Source organism: Chroococcidiopsis sp. SAG 2025 (genome assembly GCF_032860985.1).
GTDB lineage: Bacteria > Cyanobacteriota > Cyanobacteriia > Cyanobacteriales > Chroococcidiopsidaceae > Chroococcidiopsis.
This window is the reverse complement of record NZ_JAOCNC010000001.1, coordinates 4,498,597-4,516,914: the sequence shown is the minus strand read 5'-3', so window position 1 is coordinate 4,516,914 and position 18,318 is coordinate 4,498,597. Positions and strand designations below refer to the sequence as shown.

The following is an 18,318-nucleotide window of genomic DNA, read 5'->3' as shown; positions in this document are numbered from 1 at the left end:
TTACAGACTTAGAATAAATTGCGATCGATCTGATGGTACTAGTTTACTTGACAAAATAAATGATTTATGCAAGAAGACATTCTCATCGGATGAACTTTAAATTCAGCCAGTTGGATGTTTGTGGGCTTGCTCTCAAAGCTGTGTTGTATCAGTTTCTAGTCAAGACAAACCGACATATCTGTTTGTCAATCTTCCACTAAAAGACAGTGCAGCGCCATTAATAGAGTTTGTGCAACTGTATATCAAGAATCGTAAAGGAAATATTGCAATCTGCTATTTTCGCCCAAATTCCCCCTATAACCACTGCGAAAAAGTCCACGTAATTGTCAGTTAATATATTTTCTGCGTTGGACGTTTACCATGTCACCTTCACCAATTTCTTATCTGAGATCCAAAAAGCATCCTCTCTTACGGTTGTTACGCTATGCCAAAAACCACCGTTCTCAAATCTGGGTTGCTGTCACCTGTACGATTCTCAACCAACTCTGCGATCTCGCACCATCCTATTTAATCGGAGTAGCAGTAGATGTTGTAGTAGAAAAAGAGAATTCTCTGATTGCTCAAATTGGCATCATCAACATCATCGGACAACTAGCAATCCTATCGCTATTAACTTTATTAGTTTGGAGTCTAGAGTCACTATTTGAATTTTTGTACGATCGCCTCTGGCGCAACCTCGCCCAAACTATCCAGCATGAATTACGTCTCGATGCTTATACCCATTTACAAGAACTAGAACTGAGTTATTTTGAAGAACGCTCCACCGGAGAACTCTTATCAATTTTGAACGATGACATCAATCAATTAGAAAGATTTCTCAATTTTGGGGCGGCGGAAATTCTGCAATTTCTCACCGTAGTTCTGGCTGTGGGTGGTTCGTTTATCATCATCGCTCCTAGTGTGGCTCCTTTCGCCATCCTCCCCATTCCTTTCATTTTTTGGGGTTCGTTCGCCTTCCAAAAACAACTCGCTCCCCGCTATGCTGAGGTGCGCGAAAAAGCGGGATTCATTAGCAGCCGTTTAGCCAACAATCTCTCAGGGATTGCCACAATTAAAAGTTTCACCACCGAAGACTATGAACGCAGCCGCGTGCTTGATGAAAGTGATGCCTATAGACGTAGTAACAAAAAAGCGATCGCCCTTTCTGCGGCTTTTTATCCGTTAATTCGCTTCTTGGTTGTGGTGGGTTTTATCGCTACGCTGTTTTTTGGTGGTGTGGCTGTGGCTAATGGCAGGCTAACAGTAGGAACTTACGGCTTTCTAGTATTCATCGTACAGCTATTACTGTGGCCCTTTGCTTCTTTGAGCCAAATTATGGATGAATATCAACGGGCAATGGCTTCGATCCGCAGGGTGATGGGATTGTTGGACACTCCAATTGCGATTCCAGGGGGCGATCGTTCTTTACCGTTAACTGTAGTACGTGGGGAAGTGCAGATAGATAAGATTACCTTTGCCTACAGCGAGCGGTATAACGTATTGAAAAACCTATCACTGCATATTCCTCCTGGTGCAAATATCGGCATTGTTGGCGCAACGGGTTCGGCGAAAAGTACGCTCGTCAAGTTATTGCTGCGGTTTTACGAAATCCAAAGCGGACGGATCGGAATCGACGGAGTAAATATTCAGGAATTACAACTAGGAGAACTGCGGCGTTGCATCGGTTGGGTGAGTCAGGACGTGTTTTTGTTTCATGGTACGGTAGCTCAAAACATTGCCTATGGGAACTTAGCAGCTAGCTACGCAGAAATCGTCCGCGCTGCCCAGTTAGCCGAAGCACACGAGTTTATTCTTGAACTACCGCAGGGGTACGATACGATTGTGGGCGAACGCGGTCAAAAGCTTTCTGGCGGACAAAGACAAAGAATTGCGATCGCTCGTGCTATTCTCAAAGACCCACCAATTTTAATTTTAGATGAAGCAACCTCTGCGGTAGATAACGAAACTGAAGCCGCAATTCAAAAATCCCTGACCAAGATTACTCAAAATCGCACCACGATAGCCATTGCTCACCGTCTTTCCACAATTCGCTACAGCGATCGGATTTACGTGATGGATAAAGGTGAAATTGTCGAGCAAGGCAAACACGAGAACTTACTGGCACTTAATGGCATTTATAGCAGTCTTTGGCGAGTGCAGTCTGGAAGTATTTGACGCTCTTTGGGTCATTTATCTGTAGAGTTATTGTCAATTGTTTGCAATTAGCGCTCAAATCCTGGATCGATAAGTAAAACTACGCATTCACGATGACAAAAATTGACAATTTGACACTCCATCGCCGTAGAACGGCGAGGATTCTTGGTTCACAGACCAACCTTAACTGAGCAGGATTGCTCCAACCCAGCCATAGGGTCGATCTCCCCAAGCTTATAAGCTCCGGTCTGCCCGACCGTACTGAGTCCTTTTTGCAGAATGTTAATCGCTGCATTAATATCCCTATCTTCCACATAATTACAATGAGGACAAATATGGGTTCTATTAGATAGAGACTTCTGCACTTTTTCGCCGCAATTAGAACAATTTTGACTTGTATTATGGGGGGCAACAGCAATAGTTACCTTTCCATATTTATAACCAAAATACTCTAACCAACGGCGAAAAGTTGACCAACCTGCATCACTAATCGATTTAGATAAACGCCGATTCTTTACCATGCCTTTCACATTTAAATCTTCGTAGGCTACTAAGTCGTTGGACTTGATTAAACGGAGCGCCACTCTCTTGACATATTCTTCTCGCTGCCTACTTACTTTTAAATGCTTAATTGCATATAAGCGTCTGCATAAGTGATAGTTTTTGGACTGAGGTTTTCCTTTACGGAATTTTTTAGACTTCTTTCTGGTGAGACGATTTAATTGTTGTTCGCCTCGACGGTAGAACTGTGGGTTAGGCTCTGTATTTCCCAGGCTGTCTGCCAAGAAATACTTGATTCCTAAATCGACACCTACAGCTTTTTGGCTAGGGGTAATAGGTTCAACCGTATCTCTAGGATCTAGCTGGACTGAGAACTGCACGTAATACCCATCGGCACGACGCAAAATTCTCACCCGCTTGATTTGCTCTATTTGGTAGAAGTTCAAATCCCTAGAACCTACTAGCTTGAGGTTGCCTATCCCCTTTTTATCGGTGAAAGTTATATGCTTTCTGTTATCCGACAGCTTCCATCCTGATACCTTGTACTCTACCGAGCGAGAGTGTTTTTTAAACTTTGGATACCCCTTCTTGCCAAGTATCTGTTTTTTACAGTTATCGTAAAAGCGATTAACGGCTTTTAAGACTCTTTCAACAGCGGTTTGGCAAGCGTGGGAATTCAGGTCGTCTACAAACTTAAACTCTTTCCTCAGCAGCGTGTTGTATCTAAACATTTCGGTCTTTCCTACGCCTCGGTTATCCATCCAATAACGAAGCACCTTATTACGGACAAACTGAGCCGTTCTAATAGCTTCTTCAATGGCGACTATCTGAGATGCTTTGGGGTAGACCTTGAACTCGTAGATAAACATTTTGATACTGCGGTATCGGGTATCAAAACTTATAATATCACAAGACCGTTAAAATTAAAAGCCGCCCTTTAACGAAGTGGAGGGCGGGGCTTGCATCCCCTTTTTTCGGTCAAAAGCGATCGCCAGCTCACCTAAAGGAGCGAACCAGCCACAATGACCCTTAATTGGTCTAATTGTCGGGCTGGCAATCCTGCTAGTTTGCTTTTTGTATAGCATCAGCTTAGGAGCAGCAGAAATACCCAGGAGTTACGCATTTGGTGCGGGGTGGCTTAAAGGATGGCTTTTCAAAAATGTCGCTTTATGGTGAGGCGGTGAGTGCCGCAGCAAAGAAAGACACGGATATGAGTTGATACTTACCTCAATTCATACCTTTATTATGCAACGCCGAAATTTTTTCTCCCCCTTGACTCTCTAGTTAACTAGAGAATTCACAATAGATTTAGTCACGTTATGGAGTTGAGCAAATGTTAATCCAGCTCAAAGTTCCCAAACTCGCTTGCGCTGCTTGTGTCGATGCTGTAACTCAAGCAGTGAAGAAGGTTGATGCAACGGCAAAAGTAGAAGCCGATCCGAAAACAAAAATGGTCAGTATCGAGACGCAACGATCGGCAGCAGAAATTGAAAATGCGATCGCTGCTGTAGGCTATCCTGCGGCTTAAGCAGCAATTGGTTACTAATAAAAAGCAATCGCCATATGGATAACATCACGCTGAAACTAAAAGGCATGAGTTGTGCCTCATGTGCCAATAACATTGAAGCCGCGATTCGCTCTGTTCCTGGGGTGAGTCATGCCAGCGTTAACTTTAGTGCAGAACAAGCTATAGTCACATACGATCCTAATCAGACAAACGTGGCAACGCTGCAAAATGCGGTTGACGCAGCCGGATATTCCGCTCAACCGATGCAAGAAGACTTGTTGGCAGCAGATGACGATGCCGAACGTCGGGCGCGGCAGGCAGAAAATCGAGACTTAACTCGTAAGGTTTGGACTAGCGGTATTATTAGTGCAGTGCTGGTCATTGGGTCGTTGCCTGCTATGACGGGGTTATCGATCCCCTTCATCCCCATGTGGCTGCACAATCCTTGGCTACAACTGATCCTCACGGCTCCAGTGCAGTTCTGGTGCGGTGCATCCTTCTATGTCAATGCCTGGAAAGCTTTCAAGCGCCATACAGCCACGATGGATACTCTAGTGGCGATCGGTACGGGTGCGGCTTACTTATATTCCCTGTTTCCTACCTTCTTTCCTGGGTGGTTTATCGCTCAGGGTTTGAACCCAGACGTTTACTACGAAGCCGCCGCTGTCATCATTACCTTAATCTTGCTAGGAAAACTGCTAGAGAATCGCGCTAAGGGGCAAACTTCAGAAGCAATTCGCAAACTAATCGGTTTACAGGCAAAAACAGCGCGTGTCATTCGTGACGATCGCGAGGTGGATGTACCAATTGCCCAAGTCGTTTTGGGGGATATCATCCTGGTTCGTCCTGGGGAAAAGATTCCTGTGGATGGAGAGATCGTTGATGGCTCCTCCACGATTGATGAGTCAATGGTGACGGGTGAAAGCTTGCCTGTGAAAAAGCAGCCTGGAGATGAAGCAATCGGCGCTACGATCAATAAAACTTGTAGCTTTAAATTTCGGGCAACACGAGTTGGCAAAGATACATTTTTGGCGCAAATTGTCAAGCTCGTACAGCAAGCTCAGGGTTCTAAAGCACCGATTCAACGGTTGGCAGACCAAGTGACGGGATGGTTTGTACCTGCGGTCATCGCAATCGCGATCGCTACCTTTGTCATCTGGTTTAACATCATGGGTAACCTGACGATGGCATTGATTACCACCGTTGGAGTGTTGATTATCGCCTGTCCCTGTGCCTTGGGTTTGGCTACACCAACCTCAATTATGGTAGGAACAGGTAAAGGTGCGGAAAATGGCATTCTGATTAAAGGTGCAGAAAGCCTGGAACTAGCGCACAAACTGCAAGCGATCGTGCTTGACAAAACGGGTACGATTACGCAAGGCAAGCCAACTGTCACCGATTTTGTCACGGTTAACGGAACGGCACATAGTAACGAGCTAAAACTCTTGCGCCTAGCTGCTGCTGTCGAACGCAATTCAGAACATCCTTTGGCTGAAGCGGTGGTGCAATACGCCTCTTCTCAAGGAGTAGAATTGACCGACGCACGAGAATGTGCAGCAGTTGCAGGTAGTGGCGTGCAAGGATACGTAAGCGATCGCCTCGTACAAATTGGCACGCAGCGCTGGATGCAAGAATTGGGAATTAATACCAGCCAATTACAGCAACAGTGGGATCGACTGGAGTATCTCGGTAAAACAGTCATTTGGATTGCTGTAGACGGCACAGTCCAAGCCATTATGGGAATTGCAGATGCCGTCAAACCTTCTTCTGCTGCTGCTGTACGCACTATGCAGCAGATGGGATTAGAGGTAATAATGCTGACTGGTGACAACCGCCGCACGGCGGAAGTTATTGCGCGGGAAGTCGGGATTAACCGAGTCATGGCAGAAGTTCGTCCCGATCGAAAGGCTGAGGTTGTTAAGTCTCTGCAATTAGAGCAGCAGGGGAGCAAAAAACGATTCACGACTCCCAAAATTGTCGCAATGGTTGGCGATGGGATTAACGATGCACCAGCCTTGGCGCAGGCGGATGTGGGAATTGCTATTGGTACGGGAACGGATGTGGCGATCGCCGCAAGCGATATTACGCTGATTTCCGGCGACTTACAAGGTATTGTGACGGCAATTCAACTCTCGCGTGCCACGATTCGTAATATCAGACAAAATCTGTTTTTTGCTTTCATCTACAACGTGGCTGGCATTCCAATCGCCGCAGGTATTCTCTTTCCTTTCTTTGGTTGGTTGCTCAGTCCGATTATTGCAGGTGCGGCAATGGCATTTAGTTCTGTTTCAGTAGTGACAAATGCACTGCGTCTGCGTAACTTCCATCCGAAAACTGCGCGCTAAATTAATGATGCTGAAGAAAGTGACATTCTTTGCGGACGTTAGCAGGATTTAGATTTTTGTTAGGAGCCAGGAGCGGTTGTATAGGAGGTTTTCAATGGTAAGCAAAACTGCGATCGTAGGTGGGATTGCGAGTATAGGATTGGCATTAGGCATTGCTTCGGGACAAGCAGTGGCACAAATGTCTCATGAAGGGATGCAACGCTCCGAAATAGAGCAGAAGGGTCAGTTCCACCGTATCGAACAACCGCTATGGTTGAAAGGAGCCGTTACGGTTAGTGGTTTGGGATTAATTGGACTAGAATTGTGGTGGTTTCTGCTCAGCAAGCCTAAGTCACACAAAGCCAAGATGAGTCAAGGGATTCAGGCGGTCGAGATTGCTGTTGATGGTGGGTACGAACCCAGTCGAGTTGTGGTAAAAGCAGGTCAAAGAGTCCGACTCAACTTCCACCGTACAGATCCCAGCAGTTGCCTCGAAGAAATCCGATTTCCTGACTTCCATATCGCCCAGAACCTCCCCCTCAACCAAGTCACACCCATCGAGTTCACGCCCGACAAACCAGGGACTTATACTTTCACCTGTGGCATGAATATGTTTCGAGGAGTCATCGAAGTTCAACCTGCCGATTCTACTGTTGTTGCCAGCTTAACGCCTGTTGCTCCATCTACTACTGTCAAATAACTGCTGTGAACGGCTCGAACTCATCATGCGATACCACTCCCCGATTAGCCCGACACAAATTTTATTGCTTTCAATAAGAAATATCATCATTAAAGTTTGAAGATGTTCTTGTTGGGCAAAAGAATTTCGGTCTGTCAAACGCTAGTTCAGGGGATGCTGGATGAAAAATGCTTCACGCCGTCAAGTTTTGCAAGGTGCGATCGCTTCGGCGATTATTATTGGGTTCAATCCAGCCAAGCAATCGTGGGTCACATCCGCCAGTGCTGCATCTGAATTTGAATCTCTGCCACCCCTGGACGGTATACTTTACAACGATTCTGCCACCCGCAATGCTGCCGCTGATGATTTCGGTCATCTCGTGCGTCGCTACCCAGCTGCCGTACTCAAACCAGGTTCGATTGAAGATATAGTGAGGATCGTCCGGTTTGCTCGTACCCACAAGCTGAAAGTTGCCGCACGCGGTCAAGCGCACTCCACTTACGGTCAACCGCTTATAGAGGCGGGGATAGTTATTGACATGAGTTCGCTTGATACGATTCATCATATTAATGCAGAGCAGGCAGAAGTGGATGCAGGTGTGTTGTGGAGCCAATTGCTGCTGGCATTGCTGGAGCGACAACTGACACCCCCCGTCTTGACAGATTACATCGAGCTATCTGTGGGTGGCACTTTAGCAGTTGGCGGGATTGGTGGCAGGAGTCATCGTTATGGCGTGCAAGTAGATAATGTCTTGTCCCTGCAAGTCGTCACGGGTGCGGGCAACCTAGAAACTTGTTCTCGCTCCCAAAATCGCGATTTGTTTGAAGCAGTGCTGGCAGGGTTGGGTCAATGTGGCATTATCGTTAGGGCAACAGTTCGCCTCATTCCGTCTGCTCAAAATACCCGCGTATTTCTCTTGTTTTACAACGATTTGGCTGCTTTGACGCACGACCAGTGCTGGCTAATTGCCCAAAAACGATTTGACTACGTAGAAGGTCAAGTTGTACCCGATGCTAGTGGTGGATGGCGTTATCTGCTGGAGGCAGCTAGCTTTTATACTCCGCCAGGTGAACCAGACAATAACAGTTTACTTGCTGGGTTAAGTTACAGTCAGGGTACTCAACAGATTGAAGATAAGTCTTACTTTGATTTTGCGAATCGGTTGGCTCCAACTATTGCTTTTTTAAAGGAGAGTGGAGTATGGTTTTATCCGCATCCTTGGTTAGATTTATTCGTACCAGAAACCGCAGTTAACGGCTTTGTCGGCGAGATCGTTTCTAACTTAACTTTAGCGGATACGGGTCAGGGTCCAGTGCTGCTGTATCCCGTGCCGACAAACCGCTTGACGTTACCGCTATTTCGGGTTCCTGATGAGGAAGTCATGTTCCTATTTGCGATTCTACGCACTGCACCACCCGATGCTAGCGCGATCGCCAAAATGCTAGCTGATAACCGCACGTTTTTCGAGCGCAACCGCGACAGTGGTGGATATCGCTACCCGATTGATGCCGTTCCATTTTCTCAAGCCGATTGGAAACAGCACTTTTATCCAGTATGGGGTAGGCTAGTCAGCGCCAAGCGCCGCTACGATCCTGACAATTTACTTACACCTGGTCAGGGGATTTTCTAGCACAATTTTAAACAGAAATTACTAAATACGGTTCCTCAAATTTACCAGATTGTACAGATTTTCCTTTCAGCTCTGGTGGTAAGACAATCTGTCGCCTTTGGTCGCCAGCTTCAATAATTATTTCTGTATTTGATTGGGTTAACTTAACTTGTTTTTTATGAAATCCTGGTAAAAAAACGCGAACTTGGCGCTGAATAAGGTCTATTTTGAGCGGCGGTGTTACGGAAATACTAGCGTTGAAATCTGGCAATTCTTGAATAATTGCTTCCCAATTCCTCTCTTGCAAAGTAGAGATATGATGGACAGCTAATGGGGTAAAAGCCGACTGTATAGCTTCTCTACTTAAATCTCGATCTTGATACGCTAAAATACCACTGACAGTGAGGTTAATTTGTTGGGCGCTGCCCCACCACCAGCGAGCATCGGCGATCGCTTCTGGTGTATCGTTAGTAACAAGATAGGCTGTTAACTGACTTGCATCGTTAGCTACTGCAACTCCTTGCTCGATCCAATGCTGAATTTGAGACAGTCCTTCTTGCATTTTCTGGCGATCGATATTAGCGTTAAGAATTGCCGCAGCAAATGGACCACCAATTGAATTGGCAATCTCGCTAATATCTAGATCTGTAAATATCTGGTGAAAGCGCCGAAAATACCAATCCAAAGCACTAGGAATCCCTAGCATACGCAGTATCTCTAAATTCTCCCCGCTATAAATAATGACATCATAGCTACCGCTTTGATAGTATTGTCGTAGGGCATTAAAAGTTAAAAAACTATCAAATCCAGGTAGTATAATCAATTCGGCAGGATAGATTTGTTCGGAAAAAGAATCTGGTAAATAGGTAGAAACAAGTTTTTTGACTTCATCCCAAGCCTGTTCTAACAGTACAGTTGTTTGTAACTGTACGACTTGCAGATGGCTCTCAACGCTTTGAGGATGCGTACTTAAAGAAGTTTCTAAGAGTAGCTCCGTACTAGGATTAACATAGGTAGCCAGTAAAACTCTTTTACCTTGTCGGGCAAACCATTTCGCAGTAGCAATTGATAGCGTTGTCCGTTCTCTAGATCCATCGCCCAGAAATGTAATTATTCTGCTCATTGAATCAATCCCGTTGCTAATTAGGGAATCGGAAGGGCGAGTCTACCAAAAAAATTGCTAGGTGCAGGTATTCTAGTTAAATTCGCCCTTCCGAAATGAGGGAGTCGTAGGAGTGCGCCAAGCGAAAACTTCACAGCAAATAAGTAACTTAGTTCAACCCTCCCCTACACAATTAAGGTAAGAGATAACTGATAACTGACAACTGATAACTGACTCAATTTACTGTTCGATCGCACCGAAACAAGCTGCTGCTACTAATAAGAAGGGAGTACCAGGAATCAAAGGTAATAAAACACCAATGACACCTATACCCGCGCAGATTGTACCCGCAGCAATTAAAGCTGCATTCTTGATTTGCTTGAGCATATTGACTTGAGCGATAACTTGATAATTTTCAGTCTAGTAATCTTCAGTCTTGTAGTTTTTACACTACCATGCGATAGTTACTACTGTGCATCAAAATTGTAGATGACAGCAACAATCTTTACTCTTCTTAGCATTCTCCTACTTGGGGTTGCTCTACAAAATTCTGCTTTTAGCAAGTGCTGACTGCTATTAGCCTTGTTTTCTGAAAAAAACAGAAAATGAAAGACAGAATAATTCGTATTTCAAACCCTCATTAGAGTCATAAAATACTCATAAGACTGTCATTAGCTTATCTCACATGGCAAATGACCAATAACAAGATTGGTCTTTCACAAATGACAAATGACAGTAATTAATGCTGTTCGTAACAAGGAAGGTGAGTTGAATTATTTTGGCGATCGAGATCGCCGCTAATTACTTGCGTATCAGTTGTAAAAAAGGCACTAAGAATTGTTTCTAGTCCTTCACTATAGTCTACTTCCCGATCTAAACAAAACTGCTTAAAGCGGCGTGCTACATCTTTTCGCACATGACCTCTGATTTGCACGTAGTTCCGATCGTCTTTTTTTCCCACAGCTCTTCTCAATCAGATTATAATTTTTGCCAAGCGCTGAAATCTAGCCAAATCTAATGTGTATACGTACCTACGTCAGCTATTAATTTAAACCAATGGTTTGCATATAAAAATACCATCTCCTAAGCATTAAAGGTTATCTTTCATCGTAAAATTACGAATAAAACATAAAAGGTTTAAATGTTCAGTTTTACCTAACGTTACATTAACTTATAGTAATCAATGTAACTTTTTACAGTGAGTAGTGGGGAGCCGTATGGGACAGTTCTTTCTAGTTTCTAACTCGTGTTGATAGATTTGCAACTTCGCACAAATGCGAAGTTGCAAATCTATCAAATTGATAAGTTTGTTTCTATGGCGATGCAGCCAAGCACCCAAGGGACGTAGGAGTCATTAGATTAGAATCCTTCACGACTCACGACTCACTCTTGTTCATCCAAGTTCACACTACTTAACCATGCTAAGGGTATGCAAGGCATATAGTTAAATGATATAGGTTATAAGAGCATTCCTGAGTTTTTGAGAAGTAAAATAATGTCTTCAAGCACTGGCACAGACTTAGCAATGGCTAAGCCTGCCGGAGAGTCTTACGCTTGGCATACTCTGGAAGCTGAGAGAGCCACAGATGTTCTCCAGAGCGATCGCACCTCCGGCTTAACTTCCGCTGAAGTTGAAGAAAGATTACAACGCTACGGTTTCAACGAATTACAAGAAACAGGAGGGCGTAGTGGTTGGGAAATCCTCCTAGACCAATTCAAAAACATCATGTTGCTGATGTTGATAGCAGTTGCTGTCATTTCAGCAATTTTAGATGTGTTCGGTACGAAACAACCAGGAGAAATACCGTTTAAAGACGCGATCGCGATTGGCGTAGTGGTCGTTCTGAACGGGTTACTGGGATATATCCAAGAAAGTCGCGCAGAAAAGGCTTTAGCTGCCTTAAAAGGCTTGTCTTCGCCCAAAGTGCGAGTTCTGCGCGACGGCAAAACCGTGGAAGTCGATTCTAAAGAATTGGTTCCAGGGGACGTAATGTTACTGGAAGCGGGGGTGAAGATTTCTGCTGACGGTCGCCTCTTAGAAGTTGCAAATCTGCAAATTCGGGAAGCAGCCTTGACAGGAGAGGCTCACGCCGTCAACAAACAAGCCACGCTCCAGCTACCAGATGATACCGTATTGGGCGATCGCGTCAATATGGTTTACGAAGGTACGGAGGTCGTCCAAGGACGAGGAACAGTCCTCGTCACGGGGACGGGAATGAAGACTGAACTGGGGAAAATTGCTACAGCACTGCAATCGGTAGAAGCTGAACCCACGCCGTTACAAAAACGGATGGCGCAACTGGGCAATACCTTAGTCACGGGGGCGATGATTCTAGTACTGTTGGTGGTGGGATTAGGAATGCTCCACACGCCAACCATGAGTAATTTCGAGAACCTCGTGAAAGTCTCGCTCAGTATGGCGGTTGCTGTCGTTCCCGAAGGACTACCTGCCGTGATCACCGTTACCCTGGCGCTGGGAACTCAGCGCATGGTGCGGCGCAACGCTCTAATTCGCAAACTTCCAGCCGTAGAAACCCTGGGTAGCGTCACTACAATTTGCTCTGACAAAACAGGGACGTTGACTCAAAATAAAATGGTCGTCCAGGCAGTTGCGACAGCTAGCAACTCTCTGCGAGTCACAGGTGAAGGATACGACCCTATTGGTGAGTTTCGTCACCAAGATAGAGTCGTCTCAGTGCAAGATCAACCGGAACTACAAGCCTTACTCTTAGCTTGCGTACTTTGCAACGATGCCATATTGCAAAGAGATAAAGGCGAGTGGGCGATCCTTGGAGATCCGACCGAAGGAGCGCTGTTGTCTTTAGCTGGTAAAGCAGGGCTAGAAAAAGACCAGCAATCGAGCTGGTTTCCCCGAGCTGCTGAGTTTCCGTTCTCCTCAGAACGCAAACGCATGAGTACGATCTGTGAAGTGAGAAATGAGGACTTAGTGAACTTCCTCGCCTCTCATCCCTCACCGCTCACCGCTCACCCCTATTTAATGTTCACCAAAGGTTCGCCCGAACTAACTTTAGAGCGTTGCACTCATATTCAAACGGGCGATCGCATTGAACCACTGACAAACGAGTTACGGTTAAACATCCTCGACCGAAACAACCAGTATGCCAGTAAGGGGTTGCGAGTTCTAGGCTTTGCCTACAAAGCAGTTGCAAGTATTCCCCCAGAAGGTTCGGAAGAAACCTCAGAAAACGATTTAACTTGGTTGGGCTTGGTGGGAATGTTGGATGCACCCCGTCCCGAAGTTCGCGAAGCCGTGGCTAAGTGCCGTACTGCTGGTATCCGTCCCGTAATGATTACAGGCGATCACCAACTGACTGCCCAAGCGGTAGCTGAGGATCTAGGGATTGCTCACCCAGGAGATTTAGTACTGACAGGGCGAGAGCTGGAAAAATTGAGTATGCCAGAACTTGAGGCACACGTCGATCGCGTCAGCGTCTACGCCCGCGTCTCGCCAGAGCATAAATTACAGATCGTCCAAGCGCTACAACACCAAAACCAAATTGTTGCCATGACAGGAGATGGAGTCAACGATGCTCCCGCCCTCAAACAGGCAGATATTGGCGTAGCAATGGGCATTACAGGTACGGATGTCAGTAAAGAAGCTAGCGATATGGTGTTACTAGACGACAACTTTTCCACAATCGTCTCGGCGACAGAAGAAGGACGAGTTGTTTACATCAACATCCGTCGCTTTATTAGATACATTCTAGGTAGTAACTTAGGAGAGGTTTTAACTATTGCTTCAGCACCATTACTAGGTCTGGGAGGAGTACCGCTTTCACCGTTGCAAATTCTCTGGATGAATTTAGTGACAGATGGAATTCCAGCGCTAGCTCTGGCTGTCGAACCAGGTAGACCAATTGTCATGCAACAACCGCCCAAAAATCCCAAAGAAAATATCTTTGCGCGAGGGCTAGGTTCGTACATGATTCGGATTGGGATTATCCTCGCCATCGTGACGATTCTGCTGATGGTTTGGGCTTATCACCATTCTCAGGCAGTTCAAGGCGGTGGATTGAGCGCAGACCGCTGGAAAACAATGGTATTTACCACTCTTTGTCTGGCGCAAATGGGACACGCGATCGCGATTCGTTCTAACACTCGTTTAGCGATTCAAGTCGATCCGTTCTCTAATCCCTATATTCTGATTTCAGTCGTCTTGACCACTCTTTTACAACTACTGCTAATCTACGTTCCACCCCTGCGTAGTTTCTTCAGCACCCATTACATACCACCCATAGAACTACTGATTTGTTTCGGCTTCAGTTCCTTGGTATTTGTTTGGATCGAACTAGAGAAGCTATTCATCCGTTGGCAAAGATCTCGGCAACATAGTTAGTTATTGGTCATTGGTCATTTGTCATTGCTCATTTGTTGTTTGTAACTCACTTTAAGGGCGGGATTAACCGCAGAATTGTTTGTTCTTTCACAAGTATGTTCAAAAAACCCGCCCCTACCATTTCCTGCTAACCCCTATTCCCTAACTCCTAACTCCTGATTATGACTTGGTTAATCTCATTTGTGACTGAAACTTTAGTTGAGGCGATCGCGGTTTGGATTGCAGAATTAGCGATCGCCGCGATCGCAGAATGGTTGCGAGAGGCGATCGCCGCGATCGCAGAATGGTTGCGAGAGGCTGTAACTCAGCTTATCGCTTTACTGAGCAGCCACAGAGCTTATTCTTAAAACCGCGATCGTCTTTATTCCCTCCCGATACTAGGGGGGGAATTTTGTGAGAAACAGTACAGTAGAGACACGAAATAGAGACGCGAAATTGTGCGTCTCTACTGATGGTTCATAGTTTTCGATTCAGGTAAGTAGGGGCGCACAGCTGTGCGCCCCTACAGAGCGTGTATTTTGTTATTTTTGACTCGTATACTGCACCTGGTTAGGCGAACAATGATTTCCACTGGGTTGTACAACTCCAGTAGAACTTGCAACATTGACACACGAGCGCTCTGCTTGCCATACTTGCCACTGATGCGAGGAAAAATCAATTCCAATCAGTAGCAGCAGAAAAGCCAAGGGACCAACTGCAAGAGCGATCGCGGTCTTACGCACGTTAAAAAAGTCTGGATGGTCGATCATGATTACCTCTTTACAGTGAGTAGTAAGTAGTAGGGCATAATTAAACGTAAGATAGAGAAAAGCCAAAAACTTGCTGATTTTGACCACTCATGCCTGCTCCTTTACGTATCGTTTTGACAGAGTCAGAAGACCGGACGTTGAGTGAACTTCGGGTTGCCAAAACCGTTGCTCAACGTACCCGAGATCGAGCACAAATGCTTCGACTCAATGCTCAAGGATGGGTAGTGCCAGCGATTGCCGAAATTTTTGAGTGCCAAGAGCAGACAGTGCGCGAAACCATCCGCCGTTGGCAGCAGCAAGGGTTAGGTGGATTATGGGATGCTAGTGGACGAGGAGCTAAAGCCAAATGGCAAGAAGCAGACATGGCCTACCTAGAACAATGCCTAGAGCAAGAAGCCAGAACCTATAATAGTCAACAGCTAGCCCAGAAGCTAGAGCAAGAACGACAGGTAAACCTAAGTGCTGACCGGATTCGCCGCATTCTAAAAAAAAGGGCTTTAGTTGGAAGCGGACTCGACACTCGCAACGGGGCAGACAAGATCCTGAGTACAAAGCACTCAAGCAAGCCGACTTAGACACACTCCAACTAGCTGCCTGTGAAGGGTACATTGACCTGAAGTATCTTGACGAATCGGGATGTTGTCTGGAAAGTCCAGTCAGTTATAGTTACTCTCGCATTGGAGAGCAGAAACACCGAAGAGCAGGTCAAATCCTATGGAGACCGCATTAGTATTCTAGGGATATGGCAACCAGAGCAGTCGTTTGACTATGCTCTGGTACAAGGCAGTTTCCACAAGGAACGCTATGTTAAAGTGATGAACGCTCCTTGCCCAAAAGAGTGAGCAGACATTGCTACAAACCGGACGGCTCACAGTCGTGGTGCAAGATAATGGTTCGGCTCATACCAGTCATCTTGCCCGTGAGCACTGGCAGCAGTGGCAGTCGAAAGGGCTATATCTCTTTTTTCTCCCCCAATACAGTTCACATATGAATCTGATTGAAGCGCAGTGGCATCAACTCAAAACCCATGAAATAGCCGGAAGGATTTTTGATAACGAGTATGATTTAGCGAATGCCATGATTGAGGGCATGGAGAATCGAAGTCAACAAGGGGGATGGACACTGGAACGTTTTATGTTTAAATCTGCCTAGCTACTTATGTAGTGAAGAGTGGGGGAGTGGGGACAAGGGAGCAACGCGAACAAGTGGGGTGAGTAGCCAAGCGGCTGCTGCCTTGTCCTATTAGCTGCCAGCTTCTTCAATAGTTTCAACAGTTTCAACTACTGCTAAACAAAGGCTAGAAGCTAGCAGTACGAGCATCACGCTCGCTAGATAAGCCATTGCTAGGAGCTGAAGTACTGTTTCAAACGGAATGTTGGAGTTCATCAGTTTGCCTCCTTGAGCCAAGGCTAGCGATCGTATTCCTTTTTGCTGTTAGCAATATAGTGCTACATCTTCACCACACTCATCCGCTAGATAGGATAGAGCTTTGAGGCGAAGACCAATCGCTTGCTCGTAGAGAGGGTTAAGCTGGCACAGGGGTGGAATGTGAAATAAGATGCGCTTGAAGAACTTGATGTCTCGTTCAAAAGGGCAACTCGCCGGAATCATCCGGCACAATAACTTGGCTACCTTGCGGTCATGAACCTCAATCGCGTCAACCCACTGGCGAACTAGACCCCGTAGACCAATAAGTTTCACCATAATGATCGCTCCTCATAACCCAGTTGAGTTATGTCTAGGTTTTTTAGTCCATTAAGATGCTTACCCGCGAAAAATTGGTTTGACCCCACTTTTTCGCGTTGCCTCCGTCTTGAAGGAGACAAGCAAGAAATTCTAGCCATCAGCCACCAGTCACCAGTCACTCATAACGGCTAACCAATCGCTGATAACTGAATCGCTGATTCAGTCATGCAAGTAAAAAGCTGTTAACAGCATCGTGTAGGTCATCAGCAACAACACGCCCTCTAGCCAATTAGACTTACCATCCGTACTGACTGAGTTCGTCATCAGTACAGCTACACCTACTCCTAAGACTGCGAATGTATCAAAGGCTAAATTCATTGGTTGCCCCATTGCTTGTCCCACCAAGACTAACGCTGGAGCTACAAACATGGCGATTTGCAAGCTAGAGCCGAGGGCGATGGAAATAGACAGATCGATTTTTTGCTTCGCCGCGCACATTCCACAGGTAATAATCTCTACTGCTGAACCGAAGATCGGCAGTAGCATGACACCTGTAAATAGACTGGTCAGACCGAGACTAGAAACTGCCTGTTGCAAACTATCAACCAGTACTTCAGAGACAAACAACAGCGCGACTGTAAAACCTAACAGCAAGCCAACGTGTATCCACAGATCGTACTTTCGTCCTGTAGCTTCGCTACCATAGCTTTCAGGTTCGGCATCTTCCTCTAACTCATACATAAATCTATGAGTTTTCATCGAGAAAAATAGCATCATGGCGTAGAAGCCTAATAGCAGTACAGATGCTACTAGAGAAAAATGATTGGCATTGGCGAGTTGATGGCTAGAACTCGTCGTAAACTTGAGCGCTACAGGCATCAAGATAAATACAACTGCCAGATTGAGCGAACCAGAATTGATCCGCGCTACAGTCGTTCGTTTGATGTTGTGCTGAAAATCTAGCCTTTTGAAGCTCAAGCCGTCTAAGATAAATGCGAATCCTAGACCTAATAAAAGGTTGGCGATAATCGAGCCAACTAAACTCGCTTTGACCACCTCAACCATACCCGCTTGCAGGGCAACGATTGAGACGACAATTTCAGTAACGTTACCAAAGGTGACGTTGAGTAGACCACCCAGAAACGAACCAATTTTGTTAGCGATCGCCTCTGTAAAGTTAGCAATCCATGCTGCTAGAGGGATAATTGCTAAGCCTGCTGTAGCAAAAACAACTAATGGTGGTAAACCAAGTTGTCTAAACAGCAGTGCCAAAGGAACGAGCACAAGCATACGTAACAAGAACGCATCCTTGCGCGACATCGTTCGGCGCGACACCACTTTTCCCGCAGTGGGTCTTTCTGGTTTTGTTGATACTGACATTATTCCGGCTCCAAAAGTCTGTTGTGCTTTGGAGGGGATGGGGCAATCTCACATACCTAATCCTGCGGAGATTGCTTGGCTGCTTTTCAAGCGACACCCAGCCCAACCTCATTCCATGTAAGAGTGAGTTTAATTCTTGGCAAACCTATCTACAGCCGTTTTCAATTACCACACACCTAAGCAAGAAGCTGATGTTATGCAACAGCTATCTCCATAATTCATCTCCTAGCATGTAGAACAGGTTGTTCAATCGAGATAGTAGGCACTGCCATTGCTGTTCAGTACCATCAA

17 protein-coding genes and 2 pseudogenes are annotated in these 18,318 nt (G+C 45.8%); 10 read left to right on the top strand and 9 right to left on the bottom strand.

Annotated features, from left to right (window positions below; genetic code table 11):
- Positions 1-31: 31 nt before the first annotated feature.
- Both N4J56_RS41205 and N4J56_RS21980 read left to right on the top strand, forming a co-directional pair.
- Positions 32-323: pseudogene (locus N4J56_RS41205) on the top strand (DUF1636 family protein); the annotation flags it as partial.
- A gap of 37 nt (positions 324-360) precedes the next feature.
- Entirely contained in the window at positions 361-2,154 is a 1,794-nt protein-coding gene (locus N4J56_RS21980; protein WP_317108378.1) for an ABC transporter ATP-binding protein, read from the top strand.
- A gap of 149 nt (positions 2,155-2,303) precedes the next feature.
- Here the strand turns inward: N4J56_RS21980 and N4J56_RS21975 are convergent, their stop codons facing one another.
- Both N4J56_RS21975 and N4J56_RS21970 read right to left on the bottom strand, forming a co-directional pair.
- Positions 2,304-3,503 carry a transposase gene (locus N4J56_RS21975; RefSeq protein WP_317108377.1) on the bottom strand — a complete coding sequence of 400 codons (1,200 nt, stop codon included), beginning with the start codon at positions 3,501-3,503 and terminating at the stop codon, positions 2,304-2,306.
- 54 nt (positions 3,504-3,557) lie between these two features.
- Positions 3,558-3,719, bottom strand: a complete 162-nt coding sequence (locus N4J56_RS21970) for a hypothetical protein (protein WP_317108376.1) — start codon at positions 3,717-3,719, stop codon at positions 3,558-3,560.
- Between the two features lie 248 nt (positions 3,720-3,967).
- Between N4J56_RS21970 and N4J56_RS21965 the strand changes: the two genes are divergently transcribed.
- The 4 genes from N4J56_RS21965 to N4J56_RS21950 all read left to right on the top strand — a co-directional run bounded on the left by N4J56_RS21965 (position 3,968) and on the right by N4J56_RS21950 (position 8,774).
- Positions 3,968-4,162: a heavy-metal-associated domain-containing protein gene (locus tag N4J56_RS21965; protein WP_317108375.1), complete on the top strand. Its 195-nt coding sequence runs from the start codon at positions 3,968-3,970 to the stop codon at positions 4,160-4,162.
- A 35-nt stretch (positions 4,163-4,197) separates the two neighbouring features.
- Positions 4,198-6,486: a heavy metal translocating P-type ATPase gene (locus N4J56_RS21960; protein ID WP_317108374.1), complete on the top strand. Its 2,289-nt coding sequence runs from the start codon at positions 4,198-4,200 to the stop codon at positions 6,484-6,486.
- A gap of 94 nt (positions 6,487-6,580) precedes the next feature.
- Positions 6,581-7,165, top strand: coding sequence for a cupredoxin domain-containing protein (locus N4J56_RS21955; protein WP_317108373.1), 585 nt, complete (start codon positions 6,581-6,583; stop codon positions 7,163-7,165).
- A gap of 160 nt (positions 7,166-7,325) precedes the next feature.
- Positions 7,326-8,774: an FAD-binding protein gene (locus tag N4J56_RS21950; RefSeq protein ID WP_317108372.1), complete on the top strand. Its 1,449-nt coding sequence runs from the start codon at positions 7,326-7,328 to the stop codon at positions 8,772-8,774.
- 7 nt (positions 8,775-8,781) lie between these two features.
- Here N4J56_RS21950 and N4J56_RS21945 read toward each other — a convergent pair whose 3' ends face one another.
- From N4J56_RS21945 to N4J56_RS21935, 3 genes are all read right to left on the bottom strand, one after another.
- Positions 8,782-9,876 carry an ArsA family ATPase gene (locus tag N4J56_RS21945; protein ID WP_317108371.1) on the bottom strand — a complete coding sequence of 365 codons (1,095 nt, stop codon included), beginning with the start codon at positions 9,874-9,876 and terminating at the stop codon, positions 8,782-8,784.
- 219 nt (positions 9,877-10,095) lie between these two features.
- The gene (locus N4J56_RS21940) at positions 10,096-10,242 is read right to left on the bottom strand and encodes a DUF454 family protein (RefSeq protein ID WP_317108370.1); all 147 of its coding nucleotides are present in this window, start codon (positions 10,240-10,242) and stop codon (positions 10,096-10,098) included.
- A gap of 352 nt (positions 10,243-10,594) precedes the next feature.
- Positions 10,595-10,816 carry a hypothetical protein gene (locus N4J56_RS21935; protein ID WP_317108369.1) on the bottom strand — a complete coding sequence of 74 codons (222 nt, stop codon included), beginning with the start codon at positions 10,814-10,816 and terminating at the stop codon, positions 10,595-10,597.
- A gap of 534 nt (positions 10,817-11,350) precedes the next feature.
- On the opposite strand from N4J56_RS21935, the gene N4J56_RS21930 reads away from it, so the two are divergent.
- Together N4J56_RS21930 and N4J56_RS21925 are read left to right on the top strand one after the other, a co-directional pair.
- Complete coding sequence (locus N4J56_RS21930; protein ID WP_317108368.1) at positions 11,351-14,212, top strand: cation-translocating P-type ATPase; 2,862 nt, start codon at positions 11,351-11,353, stop codon at positions 14,210-14,212.
- A gap of 161 nt (positions 14,213-14,373) precedes the next feature.
- Positions 14,374-14,559: a hypothetical protein gene (locus N4J56_RS21925; RefSeq protein ID WP_317108367.1), complete on the top strand. Its 186-nt coding sequence runs from the start codon at positions 14,374-14,376 to the stop codon at positions 14,557-14,559.
- 174 nt (positions 14,560-14,733) lie between these two features.
- On the opposite strand, the gene N4J56_RS21920 is transcribed toward N4J56_RS21925, so the two are convergent.
- Positions 14,734-14,961, bottom strand: a complete 228-nt coding sequence (locus tag N4J56_RS21920) for a hypothetical protein (protein WP_317108366.1) — start codon at positions 14,959-14,961, stop codon at positions 14,734-14,736.
- An 89-nt stretch (positions 14,962-15,050) separates the two neighbouring features.
- Here N4J56_RS21920 and N4J56_RS21915 point away from each other — a divergent pair.
- Positions 15,051-16,113: pseudogene (locus tag N4J56_RS21915) on the top strand (IS630 family transposase).
- Between the two features lie 90 nt (positions 16,114-16,203).
- Here the strand turns inward: N4J56_RS21915 and N4J56_RS21910 are convergent.
- The 3 genes from N4J56_RS21910 to cax all read right to left on the bottom strand — a co-directional run bounded on the left by N4J56_RS21910 (position 16,204) and on the right by cax (position 17,967).
- Positions 16,204-16,347, bottom strand: coding sequence for a hypothetical protein (locus N4J56_RS21910; protein ID WP_317108365.1), 144 nt, complete (start codon positions 16,345-16,347; stop codon positions 16,204-16,206).
- A gap of 48 nt (positions 16,348-16,395) precedes the next feature.
- Complete coding sequence (locus N4J56_RS21905) at positions 16,396-16,665, bottom strand: Mo-dependent nitrogenase C-terminal domain-containing protein (RefSeq protein WP_317108364.1); 270 nt, start codon at positions 16,663-16,665, stop codon at positions 16,396-16,398.
- Between the two features lie 201 nt (positions 16,666-16,866).
- Positions 16,867-17,967: a calcium/proton exchanger gene (gene cax / locus N4J56_RS21900; RefSeq protein WP_410500562.1), complete on the bottom strand. Its 1,101-nt coding sequence runs from the start codon at positions 17,965-17,967 to the stop codon at positions 16,867-16,869.
- Here cax and N4J56_RS21895 point away from each other — a divergent pair.
- Positions 17,957-18,148, top strand: coding sequence for a hypothetical protein (locus N4J56_RS21895; RefSeq protein ID WP_250012929.1), 192 nt, complete (start codon positions 17,957-17,959; stop codon positions 18,146-18,148). The genes cax and N4J56_RS21895 overlap by 11 nt on opposite strands.
- Positions 18,149-18,318: the final 170 nt, after the last annotated feature.